Here is a 14,038-nt window from a genome sequence, read left to right on the forward strand (position 1 = left end):
ATGGAATGGAGGGAGCAAGCGCATATGGAATACTGGAAGGTCATGATTGCCGATGATGAAGACATCATCCGTGAAGGAATTAAGCAATGTGTGGACTGGGAAGGGCTTGGCCTTCAGGTAGTAGCGGAGGCGGAGGACGGTGAGGAGGCGCTTGAGCTTGCGCTTCACCATACCGTCCATATCGCACTCGTTGATTTGAATATGCCGATTATGCATGGAATTGAACTGATGAAGCGGCTGAGGGAGCAGCTCCCCGGCTGCAAAATCATCGTGATTACCGGACATGACGAGTTTGTCTTTGCCCAGGAGTCGATAAGGCTGCAGGTGAATGATTATATACTCAAGCCTGCCGAACCAAAGCAGCTGATGCAGGTGCTGCGGGGGGTCCGGGATGAACTGAATGCGGTGAGAGAGCGGAACCAGCATTTGCAGCAGGCCTCCAGACAGATTAGCAAAAACTTTCCATTGCTGCGTGAACGCTTCTGCCAGGAATGGCTGGACGGAAATCTGACCCGGGAAGAAATCCTTGAGCAGCTGCATTTTCTGCAGTTACCGCTGGAGCGCCCAGAACTGATCGGCATCATCCGCTGGAGATGGGAAGCCCACCCCTCGGGAATGGGGGAGAAGGAACGCCAGCTGTTTCTTTTCGCCATCGAGAATATTTCCGCTGAATTACTGGAAAAGTACCCGAAAGTTATTTTTCGCGATGCGGCAGGTTTAATCGTGATTCTTCTCTGGCATGAAGCGGGAGAGCGTATAATGGCCGGAGTTGAAGCAGCTGTGCGCTGTCATCTCAAAATCGCTGTCGAAGTGGGAATTCAGCCCGTTGAAGGAGAGATTGAGGAGCTGGCCTCCTCATACCGTAAATGCAGAGCGGAGCTTGCCAAGGAGCAGCCTTTATCGCCGCTGGTTCGCCGGGCCAAACAATATATTCTTGAGCATTACAGTGAATACGGCTTGACCCTGGAGGCGATGGCGGGTTCTCTTCAAGCCTCTCCGGTCTATCTCAGCCGCCTGTTCAAGCAGGAGCTCGGCGAATCCTTTGGAACGTATCTGACACAGATTCGAGTGCGCAAAGCGGCACAGTTGCTGCATTCGACGGAAATGAGCATCCATGAGGTGGCAGAGCGTTCAGGATACGAGACCCAGCATTATTTCAGCACCTCGTTCAAAAAGCAGACAGGAGTGTCCCCCCTGCAGTTTCGCAAGGGTGTGCTTCCCGGAGAAGCCGGCCGTGATAACGAGTAAGTGGCAGGGAGCAGAAAGTTAGAATGCCCGTCCGGGTACTTTAAGTCCATAGTTGTTCAGGAAGACGTTCCCACATGCAGGCTCCGGCCTCATGTGGTTTTTTGTTTTTATGTAAACGCTGACAAAAAAGGTTTTGATTTTATAAAAACAGTAGTTTGAGTGTAAATACGGGGCCGTATCCCCCTTGTTATACTCGACTTGTCAAACGGGAGACGCCCGCGAAGGCAACAGAATAGTCCAGGGGGGAATACAGCAATGAAAAAATTCTCATTGATCATGTTGACACTGGTAGTTGTATTGATCATGTCCGCTTGCGGCAACACAAAAAATGCAGGCGGCAGCTCGGATGATTCCAAAGGCAAGGTAGGGATTGCTATGCCGACGAAGTCGTCGGAGCGCTGGGTGAATGACGGCAACAACATGGTGAAGGAGTTCGAGAAGCTTGGCTATGGTACGGATCTTCAATATGCCGAGGATGTCGTGGAGAACCAGGTGTCGCAGATCGAGAATATGATTACCAAAGGTGTAAAAGCAATTGTCATCGCTTCTATCGACGGTGAGGCCCTGACTGATGTGCTGCAGAAAGCGCATGATGCAGACGTTAAAGTGATCGCCTACGACCGCCTGATCAAAAAAAGTGAATATGTCGATTATTATGCCACCTTCGACAACTTCAAGGTCGGTGTGCTGCAAGGCTCCTATATCGAAGAAAAGCTTGGCCTGAAGGACGGCAAAGGGCCGTTCAACATTGAATTGTTCGGCGGTTCACCGGATGACAACAACGCCTATTTCTTTTTTGATGGCGCAATGTCCATTCTGAAGCCTTACATCGACTCCGGCAAGCTGGTGGTCCGCAGCAAACAGACCACGATGGATCAGGTCGCTACCTTACGCTGGGACGGTGCTGCCGCTCAAGCGCGGATGGATAATCTGCTAAGTGCCAATTATGCGAGCGAGAATCTTGATGCCGTTCTTTCCCCATATGATGGCATCAGCATTGGAATCCTGTCTTCCCTAAAAGGTGTGGGGTATGGCTCAGGTGACAAGAAGCTCCCGGTTGTCACCGGTCAGGACGCGGAGCTGGCCTCCGTGAAGTCGATTTTAGCCGGAGAGCAGACCCAGACTGTATTTAAAGATACCCGTGAGCTGGCCAAAAAAGCGGTAGATATGACGGAAAGCGTACTGAAAGGCACAGAGGCAGAGGTCAACGACACGACTACCTATGACAACGGCGTAAAAATAGTTCCTTCCTACCTGTTGGAGCCAGTCTCTGTGGATGCAGGCAATGTGGATAAAGTGCTGGTGGATGGCGGCTATTATACCAAAGAAGAGCTGGGGAAATAATCGGCTGCAACAGTGACTATTGAAAGCTGGGTGAAAGCAATGAGTGACTATATCTTGGAGATGAACAGCATTACGAAGACGTTCCCCGGCGTCAAAGCGCTCTCGAATGTGAATCTGCAGGTCAAGGCTGGCGAGATCCATGCGCTTTGCGGGGAGAATGGAGCCGGGAAATCAACGCTGATGAAAGTGCTGAGCGGTGTCTATCCGCATGGGACATATGAAGGGGATATTTTATTCGAAGGCCAAGTCTGCCAGTTCAAGGATATCAAGGACAGTGAAAATCTGGGTATAGTCATTATTCATCAAGAGCTGGCGTTGATTCCGTATCTGTCTATTTCGGAAAATATCTTTCTCGGCAATGAGCAGGCAAAGCATGGGGTGATTAACTGGAACGAAACGACGGTAAAAACCAAAGAACTGTTGGAGACTGTCGGCTTAAAAGAATCACCCTTTACCGGAGTATCAACAATAGGCGTCGGCAAGCAGCAGCTCGTGGAGATCGCGAAAGCGCTCTCCAAGGAGGTGAAGCTGCTCATTCTTGATGAGCCGACGGCGGCACTGAATGAGGATGATAGCGAGAACCTGCTCAACTTGATCCTGGAACTGAAAAAACGGGGGATTTCCTCAATTATCATCTCACACAAGTTGAACGAAATCGAGAAGGTAGCGGATTCTGTAACGATTTTGCGGGATGGCCAAACGATCCGGACACTGGATATGAAGTTGGATGGAGTAACCGAGGATGTCATTATCAAAGGTATGGTCGGACGTGATCTTACGAACCGCTATCCCGAGCGGACACCGGATTTGGGCGAAACGATCTTTGAGCTCCGTAACTGGGAAGTGTATCACCCTACACAGGCTGACCGCAAAATGCTCCATGGGATCAATCTTCATATCCGCCGCGGGGAAGTTGTCGGCATTGCCGGACTTATGGGAGCCGGGCGTACGGAGCTGGCGATGAGTGTCTTCGGAAAGTCCTATGGCAAAAAGATCAGTGGCCAGATCTACATCCATGGACAGGAAGTGCATTTGAACGACATCAATAAAGCGATAGAAAGCGGATTGGCTTATGTAACCGAAGACCGCAAGCAGTACGGGCTTATTCTAATCGACGATATCAAGCGCAACATCTCGCTCAGCAATTTGCGGAAGCTTTCCCGCCGGGGTGTCATTAATGAGAATGAGGAAGTGCTCGTTGCAGAGGAATACCGCAGGAAGCTGAACATCAAGACGCCAAGCATTTTGCAAAAAACGGTCAATCTCAGCGGCGGGAATCAGCAAAAAGTGGTGCTCAGCAAATGGATCTACGCGCAGCCGGATATCCTTATCCTGGATGAACCTACACGAGGCATTGACGTAGGTGCGAAATATGAGATTTACTCAATCATCAACGGGCTTGCTGCGGAAGGTAAGGGAGTGCTGGTTATTTCTTCCGAGCTGCCGGAAATTATCGGCATGTGCGACAGGATTTATACGATGTGCGAAGGCCGGATCAGCGGCGAAGTGGAGCGGCAGGATGCGTCGCAGGAGCTGTTAATGAAGTACATGACACGAAGCAAGGGGGCAACACCGCATGGCAGTCATTAGTGGGATTTTCAAAAAGAATATCCGCCAATACGGCATGATCATTGCACTGATCTTTATTTCAATTTTCTTTCAAATCCTCACCGACGGCATTTTGCTCAAACCGCTAAACGTTACGAATCTGATTCTGCAAAACAGCTATATTCTGGTTCTGGCCATCGGGATGGTGCTTGTCATCATTACGGGACATATCGACCTGTCCGTCGGATCAGTGGCAGCATTTATCGGGGCGCTTTCAGCGATAATGATGGTCGACATGCAGCTGAATCCGGTACTTGCTGTCATTCTTTCACTGCTGATGGGTGCGCTGGTTGGTGCCTGGCAGGGCTTCTGGGTTGCCTATATCAAAATCCCTGCGTTTATCGTCACTCTGGCAGGAATGTTATTGTTTCGCGGCTTGACGATGATTGTACTGAATGGGCAGTCCATTGCCCCGTTCCCCAAGACATTCCAAAAAATCAGTTCCGGGTTCGTCCCCGATATCGTGAGCGGCGGTTCGCTGAATGTGCTGACCCTTATTGTAGGCATCATTCTTTCCGTTCTGGTGGTGTACCAGGAATTCAGAACCCGTAAAATCTCTGTGAAATACGGTTTTGAGCAGTCTGCGGTCTGGTTGTCCATCGCCAAAGCCGGAGCATTGGTGATTGTAATCAACCTTTTCACCTTCGTGATTGCTCAATATAACGGGATTCCAAATATCCTCGTCATCCTGCTTGTGCTGATTGCGATCTACTCCTTTGTGATGAATCATATGACGATGGGCCGGCATATTTATGCGCTGGGCGGCAACGAAAAAGCGGCCAGCCTCTCCGGTGTCAAAACTAAACGCGTCACCTTCTGGGTATTCGTCAATATGGGCGTACTTGCAGCCTTGTCCGGTCTGGTATTTGCCGCCCGCCTGAACTCTGCCACTCCCAAAGCCGGAACCAACTTTGAGCTGGACGCCATCGCGGCCTGTTTCATTGGGGGAGCTTCTGCTTCCGGCGGAATCGGCACAGTGGTGGGTGCGATCATCGGGGGACTGGTAATGGGCGTCATGAACAATGGTATGTCCCTGGTTGGCCTGGGCGTCGATTGGCAGCAGGGTATTAAAGGGCTTGTGCTTCTTCTGGCCGTTGGGTTCGATATTTACAACAAGTCGAAAACGGCGTAGTTAAGGATGTATTGTCATTGAGCCCTTCCCGCAACCGTTGCGGGGAGGGCTCTTTTTGGCATAGTTGGAAAGAAGAGGCTGTTCATATCTGTATCCGTACCTTACAATAGAAAAGACTTCTTGATGAGTAGCTATATATAATGTAGATTATGAACCAGGAGGATAGACATGCAAATCATCGCTATGCTGACTATGCTGATCGACCATATCGGCTATATTTTTTTTCCGGGAGAGCTTGCCTGGCGGTATGTAGGGAGAATTGCTTTTCCAATTTACTGCTACGGACTGGTGCAAGGGCATATACATACATCATCAAGGGCCAGATATCTGCGGCGGCTTCTCTGGATTGCGTTGATTGCACAGGTGCCATATAATCTGGCGCTGGATCCCGGGGGCTGGAATGTAGTATTTACTCTGCTTCTGTCTGCTATTGTGCTTGTAATCCTGGATAAGTTACCTAGCCTTTGGTTTGGCATTCCTGTGGTAATTGCAGCGGTTTTTCTAATGGATGTTCTTCCGCTCGATTATAATGCCTACGGTCTGTTGCTGGTGCTGATTTTCCGCTACGCGCGTTCCTATTGGCTAGTTCTGGCCCATTTTGTTTTGAACGGGTTTTACCTGTTCTACAGCGGCTGGCAGGTCCAGATGGTCAGCATTGTGCCTACGCTGATCATTGCGCTGACCCCGGGAGTATGGGGGTTTCTGGAGAAAAAACGCATTCCGCGCTGGGTATGGTGGTCCTTTTACCCGGCACATTTAGCGGTGCTCGCCTTGGTAAAGATTCTGTTTTTCCAGAATTGGGTAACTATAGATTGGCGAGGTTTGTTAACTTTATAGCTGGTTACCAAATGATGGCGTACCCTATGCAAATCCTTCCTCATTTTGAGTTGATGGATAGATCACAAAAATAAACGTAAGAGGAGACATGCTATGAAGAAAATGAAAGCAAGAACCAAGTGGTTACTCCCGATTCTCGCACTGCTGCTGATTCTGGCGGGCTGTCAGACGGTCGGCGGACTTGACGTCAATAAGGCGTTACTAGGGGATCTGGATGTTAAGTCTTCTGAATCCAGCACAACCTTTTCCTTGAATGCTGTACCTGCCGCTGGAATCAGCGCCGAGGATCAGGAGATGGTAGATCTTATCAATTCTTTTTCCGTTAATATTGCTCATGTAAAACTGCAGGACAACGGCAATGTATCTGCTGCCGGATCAGTTGGCTATAAGAAATTGACAGTGCCATTCACACTGTTTATGGATAAAGAAGCCATAGTGTTTACAGCGGAAGGGGCAAAGCAGCCGTTCTACTTCCCGCTTGAAAGTTATGAAGAAGAACTAGGTGTGGAAGGATTTGATCCGACAAAAGCACAGGAGATTTCCAAGCTCCTTACAACGTTTGTGGTGAAGAATCTTCCGAACCCTGGTGCAATTAACGTATCCTCCGTAAACGAAGCCGTATATGGTCAGCAATTGAACCTTACGAAGCTACATACGGAAATTACAGGTGACGAGCTGCCCGCATTAGTGAAAAGCTTCCTGAAATCTGTTTCTAAAGATACGGAAGGATTTACTGCGCTGATCAGCGGCCTCTATGATTATCTGTACCCGATTCTTAAGGCATCCGGAATGGAAGAAGGCTTGAGCGATTTCGGACTGGGTGATATCCCGTTGAATGACAAAGAAGGTGTCGTAACAGTAGCACATGATGCCGCCAAGCTGGCGGTGGATGCTCTTCTCCTGGTGTACGACAATCAGGTGAAGAACCTGTATAAGTCAACTCCTGAGCTGAACACCATTCTCGGCAAGGATACAAAACTGCAAGTGGATCTGTTCGTGGACAGCGGATTCCATATCCGCAAGCAAAACCTAGATCTGAAGGTAGCACTTCCGGCTAGTGAAGACCTGCCGCTTCAGAGCATTTCGGTTAAAGCAGAAACCCAGACCTGGAATGTAAATGGAGCTGTGACAGCCGATGCCATCAGTAAAGAGGGAGCACTCGACCTCTCCGAAACCCAGCTTACACCGGGTCAGACGCTGAGAAGCTTTGATCAGAATTCTGCAGTATACAAACTGCTGAAGGATGATTTTGGCATTACAGCCAAAGATATTGTGATTGCCCCGGATGATGATTACTATTATCCGATTGTAGAAAACGGCACAACGTATGTTCCGCTGCGCTACCTGGCAGAGGATCTGGATGCAGTGGTGAAATGGGATCCTGTGAACAAGGCGATTAATGTTACCGATGATGTGTATGGTGACGTTGTCGTGTTCAAGGTAGGCTCTGCACAGGTCTTGATCAACGGTAAGGCAGTGAAGATTTCAGAACCAGTATTCGTTGACGAATACGGTGATGCTTATGTGCCACTCCGTCTGTTGGCGGAAGCTTTGCATGCTACTGTTAAAGTAGATGAGTACGGTTATATTGACATCCACCGTCCTTAAGCAATTGTGAAGCAATAGAAGAGAAGGCCGGAGCTCCTGTACATAGGAGTTCCGGCCTTTTTGAATTATAGTGAAAATGCACAAGGTTCCTATTGTTTGGTGAGGACAATCTTAAGTGATGTATGGCTCTGTTCCTGATTCTCGGCCATGCTGCGGATATAGCCGGACATGAAGCCGCCTTCCATGCCTTCCCACAGTTTGTAGCCCGGCATGGCTTTAATCTCATCAATCGAACTGGCTGCTGTTCCTGCAAAGTAATTCACATTTAATTTGGCCATTACCTCAGCCATCGACTGCTTTTCTGCTTCGGTAAAGGATGTTTCTTTGAGCTTATTCATCGCCTTAGTGTAGGATGATCCGGCAAAAGTTTCTTCTGCATATGTCTTAAAGTTTAGCAGATGGGGATCGTTAATTCCAGATGCAGCGGCCCAACCCTCCACATCAACAGCAGCCGTATGATAGGTTACAGCGCGGGAGCTTGGATCAAAGGTCATAGCTCCATATTGATGGGGATTCACTGCCATAGCACTTGTAGCGATATCATATACCGGCAATGCTTGAGAAGCTGCCTTATTCTCTTCACTTACGGGTGGATCACGGCGGATATCCTGCATATGAATATGCCCGGACAGTACCAGATTCAGCCCGCTGCGGCGCAGCATCTTCATTGCTTCCTGGCTGTTGTTCAGCTTGAAGCCTGAAACGGACATCGAGGTGTGGCTCAGCAGGTTATGGTGCATCACCGTAATGATCGAAGCATGCTGCTCAGCCGCCAGCTTTACACAGTCATCCATCCAGGAGAACGTACCTGGAAGAATACGCCCGTCAGTTTGCGGAAAGCCGTATTTCTCGTTGTTGTTGTATTGACTGCTGTCAATCATCAGCAGATATAGTTCCGGCGCAGCCTTTACGAAATAACTCAGGCTGTTCTTGTCCCGGGATAAGGCTTCGTTATATCCGAAGTCTCCGTACATTCCGGTAAAGTCTTTATCAGTGATATGCTCTGCAACAAGCTGCTTTTCCCCTTCAAAGGATCTCGCCCAAGGGTTGAACAGATCATGATTACCGGGAATAACATACACAGAGGTACCCATGTTCTCAATACGTTTGAGCTTCTCTGCAAGCTCCTTATGGCTGCTTGCTTCGCCATTATTGGTCAGATCGCCGCTGAGAACAAGAAATTTCGGTTTCTTCTGCTGCACATCATAGATCAGAGCTTCCGCAAGCTCATCGCTGTAAGGCAGCATTTTGCCGTCGCCGCCGCTCACATAGGACTGAAAAGCTGTTCCGCCATCTTCCAGCGCTTTATCCAGGTAGTGGGTATCGGTAGCCACCCAAAAGGATACCGGTTCCGTACTTTGTTCTGAAGAAGCCGGAGCGGAGGTTGAAGATGGTGGCAATTTTGTGTCTTTGCATCCGCTGAGGCCTAAAGACGCTGCCAGCAATATAGATAAGGCCCAAGTCGTAGTGTTTTTTAGGTGAAAGGGGTACTTCAGAGACAATAATTTCATGGTTGAAACCTTCCTTCTGCACTTTTGCTGAATTATTGTAGCTTATTTCTAGCGGAATTGTATATCGGAAAGTAAGGCGATGTTTCGAAACTTGTACAGTTGATTATAGAAAAATAGTGGAGAGGGTATAAATAAAGGGATTCCTGCGACAATAAGTGTTGGTGAAAAGAGAAGAAGCAGGATAAAGTTGTGAAATAGTATTGTATTCGTGGAATAAAAGTGTTATGATTTAGAAAAGTTAGTTACTAAACAAACGGAGGTAGTTATTTTATGTCTAAAAATTTTCTGGAAGCAGTAAAAGAAAGACGTTCCATATATGCACTGAGCAAAGAAACCCCGATCTCCGATACACAAATCAAAGAGATCGTTGAAGCGGCGGTATTACATAGCCCAACTTCATTTAATTCCCAAAGCTCCAGAGCAGTGGTTCTTCTGGGCGACAAACATGATAAACTATGGGATATTACTACTGAAACACTGCGTAAGATTGTTCCGGCAGAACAGTTTGAAGGCACCGCTCAAAAATTGGCTTCCTTCAAAGCCGGCTATGGTTCTGTATTGTTCTTCGAAGATCAAACAGTGGTAAAGAGCCTGCAGGAGAATTTTGCCCTGTACGCCGATAATTTCCCGGTTTGGTCTAACCAGTCTTCCGGGATTCTGCAGTTTGTGGTATGGACAGCATTCGCAGAAGCAGGCCTAGGCGCGTCACTGCAGCACTACAATCCGCTAATTGACGATGAAGTGAAAACAACCTTTGACATTCCTGCAGAATGGAAGCTGATCGCCCAAATGCCGTTTGGCAAAATCGCTACTGCTCCGGGCGAGAAAGAATTCCAACCGATTGAAGACCGTGTAAAAGTGCTTAAATAAGCATCCAATAGAGATGTTTAGAACCTCCTTGTCCGGGCTAATAGTTACTATAGCCTAATCAAGGAGGTTTTCATTATGCCGTGGAATAAGGATGATTACCCGGATTCCCTTAAGAATTTTATGGCGCCTGTACGCAACAAGGCGATTGAGATAGCCAATGCCCTGTTGGAAGAAGGTTATGAGGAAAGGCGAGCCATCTCGATTGCTACAGCCCAAGCTAAAGAGTGGGGCGAAAATCACGATAAGCAGATCCGTAAAAAAAATCATTAGACAGGAAGAGGACCAGGCGGTTAACCGCCTGGTCCTCTTCTGTGGAAAAAGCTTGTCCTGTTAAATATTGCGAACTGCCTTATTTGGCAGGGGGTGCTTCAGTTGCTGAAGGTTCTGCGCTTGTTTCTGGAGGTGCAGATTCTTTGGCATCAGTGAGCGAGTTGGTGATCTTTGCTTTGCTATTCAGCTCCGACAGCCAAGTGTTTGACATTTCGGATACCTTTTTTGCTTTAAGGGTCTTTTCGATTTCTGCTTTCTTTTCTTCCAGCGTATATTCCTTTGCTTCCTTGCGGTCGGTTACCTTGATAATGTGGTAGCCGAAATCACTCTTTACTGCACCGCTGGTTTCACCGACTTTAAGCTTAAAGGCCACATCGGAGAATTCAGCAACCATATCACCGCGTTTGAAGAAGTTAAGATCGCCGCCGTTCTCTTTGGAAGCAGTATCCGTAGACTTCTCTTTGGCCAGCTTGGCAAAATCTGCTCCTTCTTTAAGCTGCTTGACGATAGAGTCAGCTTCCGCTTTGGTGGCTACAAGAATATGGGAAGCCCGGACTTCTTCTTGCTGATTAAAGGAAGCTTTGTTCTCATCATAATAAGCGGAAATATCTTTTTCCGTAACGGTTACTTTTGGTTCAATCAGCTTGCGGATTTTCACTTGCATCGGCATTTGCTTCTTCAGATCATCGAGGGTCATATTGCTCTGTGACAAAGCAGCGTTCAGGGCCTCTTCACCGCCGAGCTGAGTCTTAAGATCTTCAATCTCCGCATTGAGGTCCTCATCGGTAACGGTGACGTTGGCTTTCTTAGCTTCCTGATCCACAAGGGTAGTTGTGATCAGGTTCTTCAGTGTAGCTTCACCGCCGGCTTCAATCAGTTTATCGTAAAGCTGTGCTTTCGTAATGTCAGTTCCATTAACGGTTGCAACAGCCGTCTTGTTGTCTTCTTTTTGGAAAGGCGGTTTAATAAGTACAATGATAAGCGCAACTGCAAGTACAATAGAAGCGATCATCCAGCCCTTTCCAGCCTTAGGGGAAGATGACGGTGGAGGAGCTCCAGCGCCCACTTTGTTCATTACTGGAACATTTCTTTCAGTTTCTCTAACAACAGGTGTCTCAGCGGGTTCAGCAGTTTTAAACACTGGTGTTTCGGAACCGTTGACATCACCGGTTGCTGAAGTAGATGCTGCCTCTTGGACTAACCCTTCATTGTTGTTTACGGAAGCGTTGCTTTCCTCCGTTGTTCCATTGTTGTTCTGGTGTTCGTTTTCGCCCAAATCTCTTTTGTCCATTATAATTAATGACTCCCTTCAATATAGGTGTTGCCTGTCTTTCTACAACTTTACCAGAAATCAGGATTCCAAACCTTAAGAAAGTATAAAAAAGTATATTTACTTTTTAAGATTCCATTAATACAAGTGGAAACGGATACCGTCCTCAAAAGGATGGTAATCCGTTTCAGCGAGAAAATAAAGGAAAAACCGGAGTTGCATGGTTGCACCACGCGCTTCCGGTTTATGTAGAAGAGATAAGAATGTATTCGTATATCTCTGAGTGTATCCGCTTAGGAGCTGAGGCCTCTGAGCAGATGTCGAATACTTTCCTGCTTCCGTCTGGGAACACGGACATTTTTGGCGTACAGGCCCATTTCACCGAAGTAGATACAGTCGTCCTCAATCGCGCTGATCTTGTTCAGATTAACGTAGCAGCCTCCGTACACATGATAATAGCTGGCATTGGATAATAAACGATTCAGTTGCTCGGCAGTCATTCTCTTTTTAATGTTGTAGTTTCTGCCGTGAAAAATGACCAAGTCGTGATCTCCGACTTTAAAGAACAGAATGTCCGTCTCCACCTCGAAGTCCTCATATACGTTTCTGGCTTCCAGCAGGCTGCTCATTCGTGTTCCCCCTTTATAAAAATGTACGTTGATGTTAGCGCTTTCATTATATCATATTCAATCTGATTTGAGAAGGCTTATTTTTGAAATGTTTTTTGTCATTTTTTACGTTGCATTTGTCATAGACGCTGAAAAATTGTAAATTATAAAGATGACTGCCGTTAAAACTAATGGCAGTTTAGATGATACTATAGTTATGGAACCATGGAGGAGGAATACCGAGATGAATGAGAATACTAAACTGTTACTGTTTACTGGCTCCTACGCAAGTGCGGAAGAGAGCGGAGTTCAGGTGTTTGAGTTCAACGGGGAGGCAGGGGGTACACTGGAACTGCTGAATACGGTGCAAGGTATCACGAATCCCACCTTTGTTAATGTTGATGCTTCGGGACAACGGCTGTATGCCATTGGTGAACAGGGGAATCGGGTAGGCGGCAAGGAAGGCGAGGTTGTCTCCTTCGCCATTGATTCACAGACAGGCAAGCTGACCGAACTGAAGCGGATTCCAACGATGCCTGCCGCAGGCAAAACCCAAACCACCACCTGTCATATCTCCAGAGATCTGGAGAACGAATATATCGTTGTATGCAGTTACCATGGCGGAAGTATCGGTCTTGTAGCGCTCGATAAGCAAGGGCTGCCGCTGGCGCTTACGGATACAGCTCAGCATACCGGACATGGAACGCATCCGGAACGCCAGGACCGGCCGCATCCGCATTCGTCCGTATTCAGTCCAGACGGGCGTTTCCTGTTTGTGGCTGATCTCGGGCTCGATCTGATTCGTTCCTACCGGATCAACCGGGAGCAGCAGACGCTCGAGATTCATGACGAAACCCCGCTGCACAAGGGAGCAGGTCCAAGGCATTTTAGCTTCCACCCGGACGGCAAATCTGCTTATGTTATCAATGAAGTGGATTCCACGATTACTTCGTTTACATATGACAGCACTGCGGGAACCTTGCATACGGTCGTAACTGTGCCGACTCTGCCAGCGGATTATAAGGGGGAGAACACTTGCGCTGAAATATCTTTGTCACCGGACGGCCGTTACCTTTACGGCTCCAACCGCGGGCATGACAGTATTGTGGTCTATGCTGTGGATGCCGAATCGGCTGCGCTTACGTGGGTAGAGCATGTGTCTACACGCGGCGGCCATCCGCGCCACTTTACTGTGACCCCTGACGGAGCATTTCTGATTGTTGCCAATCGTGACGGGAACAATCTGGTGGTATTTTCCCTCGATCCTGCCAGCGGGCGCCTTAGCTTCACAGGCAATACAGCAGAGGTGTCAAAGCCGGTATGTGTTAAGCCTGCTGTATTCTTCATCTCGTAAGTTATCACAAGACAGAGCGGTTACGTGGACTTCATTCGGGTTAAATCCGACAAAAGGAACACCGGGGAATTGCTCCGGTGTTCCTTTTGAATTAAGGCTGTAACGTAATGGTGGTTAGTGGGGATGTAAAATGGCTTGTTATTTAAGTGAGACGGGCTTAAGCGGCACAACCGTGGAAACTGCCGATTTAAAGAGCACATTTTGCCTGCCGTCACCCTGTCCGTGCAAGGTGATCGTGTAAGCGTCGTATGAGGTCACAATTCCCTGCATTTTAACTCCGTTGGTTGTAAAAATCGTCACGGGGACCTTTGTTGAAATACATTGGTTCAACAAACGTTCCTGTAATTTTAGACTTTCCACTTTGGCAGCACTCCATCT

At 47.9% G+C, this 14,038-nt stretch carries 13 protein-coding genes; 9 read left to right on the plus strand and 4 right to left on the minus strand.

Translation table 11 applies throughout. The features are described from left to right. Window positions 1-24: 24 nt before the first annotated feature. The 6 genes from NST99_RS14045 (at window position 25) to NST99_RS14070 (ending at window position 7,777) form a co-directional block, all read left to right on the plus strand. Window positions 25-1,248 carry a response regulator gene (locus tag NST99_RS14045; RefSeq protein WP_341092480.1) on the plus strand — a complete coding sequence of 408 codons (1,224 nt, stop codon included), beginning with the start codon at window positions 25-27 and terminating at the stop codon, window positions 1,246-1,248. Window positions 1,249-1,503: 255 nt separating this feature from the next. Further along, window positions 1,504-2,592, plus strand: a complete 1,089-nt coding sequence (chvE, locus tag NST99_RS14050) for a multiple monosaccharide ABC transporter substrate-binding protein (protein WP_341092481.1) — start codon at window positions 1,504-1,506, stop codon at window positions 2,590-2,592. Between the two features lie 39 nt (window positions 2,593-2,631). Further along, window positions 2,632-4,182: a multiple monosaccharide ABC transporter ATP-binding protein gene (gene mmsA / locus NST99_RS14055; RefSeq protein WP_341092483.1), complete on the plus strand. Its 1,551-nt coding sequence runs from the start codon at window positions 2,632-2,634 to the stop codon at window positions 4,180-4,182. Beyond that, window positions 4,169-5,332: a multiple monosaccharide ABC transporter permease gene (gene mmsB / locus NST99_RS14060; protein ID WP_341092486.1), complete on the plus strand. Its 1,164-nt coding sequence runs from the start codon at window positions 4,169-4,171 to the stop codon at window positions 5,330-5,332. The genes mmsA and mmsB overlap by 14 nt, the downstream gene beginning before the upstream one ends. Window positions 5,333-5,500: 168 nt before the next feature. Continuing rightward, a complete protein-coding gene (locus NST99_RS14065; protein ID WP_341092488.1) occupies window positions 5,501-6,169 on the plus strand; it encodes a TraX family protein in 669 nt (222 codons plus the stop codon). Between the two features lie 93 nt (window positions 6,170-6,262). Then, window positions 6,263-7,777, plus strand: a complete 1,515-nt coding sequence (locus NST99_RS14070) for a copper amine oxidase N-terminal domain-containing protein (RefSeq protein WP_341092491.1) — start codon at window positions 6,263-6,265, stop codon at window positions 7,775-7,777. Window positions 7,778-7,866: 89 nt separating this feature from the next. On the opposite strand, the gene NST99_RS14075 is transcribed toward NST99_RS14070, so the two are convergent. Further along, a complete protein-coding gene (locus NST99_RS14075) occupies window positions 7,867-9,177 on the minus strand; it encodes a metallophosphoesterase (protein ID WP_341092494.1) in 1,311 nt (436 codons plus the stop codon). A gap of 381 nt (window positions 9,178-9,558) precedes the next feature. Between NST99_RS14075 and NST99_RS14080 the strand changes: the two genes are divergently transcribed. Both NST99_RS14080 and NST99_RS14085 read left to right on the plus strand, forming a co-directional pair. Further along, window positions 9,559-10,158 (plus strand): nitroreductase family protein, encoded by a 600-nt coding sequence (locus tag NST99_RS14080; RefSeq protein WP_341092497.1) that lies wholly within the window; start codon window positions 9,559-9,561, stop codon window positions 10,156-10,158. A gap of 75 nt (window positions 10,159-10,233) precedes the next feature. After that, a complete protein-coding gene (locus NST99_RS14085) occupies window positions 10,234-10,428 on the plus strand; it encodes a DUF2188 domain-containing protein (protein WP_341092499.1) in 195 nt (64 codons plus the stop codon). Between the two features lie 79 nt (window positions 10,429-10,507). Here NST99_RS14085 and NST99_RS14090 read toward each other — a convergent pair whose 3' ends face one another. Continuing rightward, window positions 10,508-11,719 carry a peptidylprolyl isomerase gene (locus NST99_RS14090; protein ID WP_341092501.1) on the minus strand — a complete coding sequence of 404 codons (1,212 nt, stop codon included), beginning with the start codon at window positions 11,717-11,719 and terminating at the stop codon, window positions 10,508-10,510. Window positions 11,720-11,991: 272 nt separating this feature from the next. Then, the gene (locus tag NST99_RS14095) at window positions 11,992-12,327 is read right to left on the minus strand and encodes a hypothetical protein (RefSeq protein WP_038590681.1); all 336 of its coding nucleotides are present in this window, start codon (window positions 12,325-12,327) and stop codon (window positions 11,992-11,994) included. A 223-nt stretch (window positions 12,328-12,550) separates the two neighbouring features. On the opposite strand from NST99_RS14095, the gene NST99_RS14100 reads away from it, so the two are divergent. Then, window positions 12,551-13,660, plus strand: a complete 1,110-nt coding sequence (locus NST99_RS14100) for a lactonase family protein (protein ID WP_341092504.1) — start codon at window positions 12,551-12,553, stop codon at window positions 13,658-13,660. A gap of 138 nt (window positions 13,661-13,798) precedes the next feature. Here the strand turns inward: NST99_RS14100 and hfq are convergent, their stop codons facing one another. Then, window positions 13,799-14,020: an RNA chaperone Hfq gene (gene hfq, locus NST99_RS14105; protein WP_038590687.1), complete on the minus strand. Its 222-nt coding sequence runs from the start codon at window positions 14,018-14,020 to the stop codon at window positions 13,799-13,801. Between the last annotated feature and the right edge of the window lie 18 nt (window positions 14,021-14,038).

It is taken from the genome of Paenibacillus sp. FSL L8-0470 (genome assembly GCF_038008625.1).
Taxonomy (GTDB): Bacteria; Bacillota; Bacilli; order Paenibacillales; family Paenibacillaceae; genus Paenibacillus_AQ.

What these genes read in the sequence shown, in the direction of transcription:
- NST99_RS14045 (WP_341092480.1), top strand. Translation starts at nt 25, where the DNA reads ATGGAATACTGGAAGGTCATGATTGCCGATGATGAAGACATCATCCGT.
- chvE (WP_341092481.1), top strand. Translation starts at nt 1,504, where the DNA reads ATGAAAAAATTCTCATTGATCATGTTGACACTGGTAGTTGTATTGATC.
- mmsA (WP_341092483.1), top strand. Translation starts at nt 2,632, where the DNA reads ATGAGTGACTATATCTTGGAGATGAACAGCATTACGAAGACGTTCCCC.
- mmsB (WP_341092486.1), top strand. Translation starts at nt 4,169, where the DNA reads ATGGCAGTCATTAGTGGGATTTTCAAAAAGAATATCCGCCAATACGGC.
- NST99_RS14065 (WP_341092488.1), top strand. Translation starts at nt 5,501, where the DNA reads ATGCAAATCATCGCTATGCTGACTATGCTGATCGACCATATCGGCTAT.
- NST99_RS14070 (WP_341092491.1), top strand. Translation starts at nt 6,263, where the DNA reads ATGAAGAAAATGAAAGCAAGAACCAAGTGGTTACTCCCGATTCTCGCA.
- NST99_RS14080 (WP_341092497.1), top strand. Translation starts at nt 9,559, where the DNA reads ATGTCTAAAAATTTTCTGGAAGCAGTAAAAGAAAGACGTTCCATATAT.
- NST99_RS14085 (WP_341092499.1), top strand. Translation starts at nt 10,234, where the DNA reads ATGCCGTGGAATAAGGATGATTACCCGGATTCCCTTAAGAATTTTATG.
- NST99_RS14090 (WP_341092501.1), bottom strand. Translation starts at nt 11,719, where the DNA reads ATGGACAAAAGAGATTTGGGCGAAAACGAACACCAGAACAACAATGGA.
- NST99_RS14095 (WP_038590681.1), bottom strand. Translation starts at nt 12,327, where the DNA reads ATGAGCAGCCTGCTGGAAGCCAGAAACGTATATGAGGACTTCGAGGTG.
- NST99_RS14100 (WP_341092504.1), top strand. Translation starts at nt 12,551, where the DNA reads ATGAATGAGAATACTAAACTGTTACTGTTTACTGGCTCCTACGCAAGT.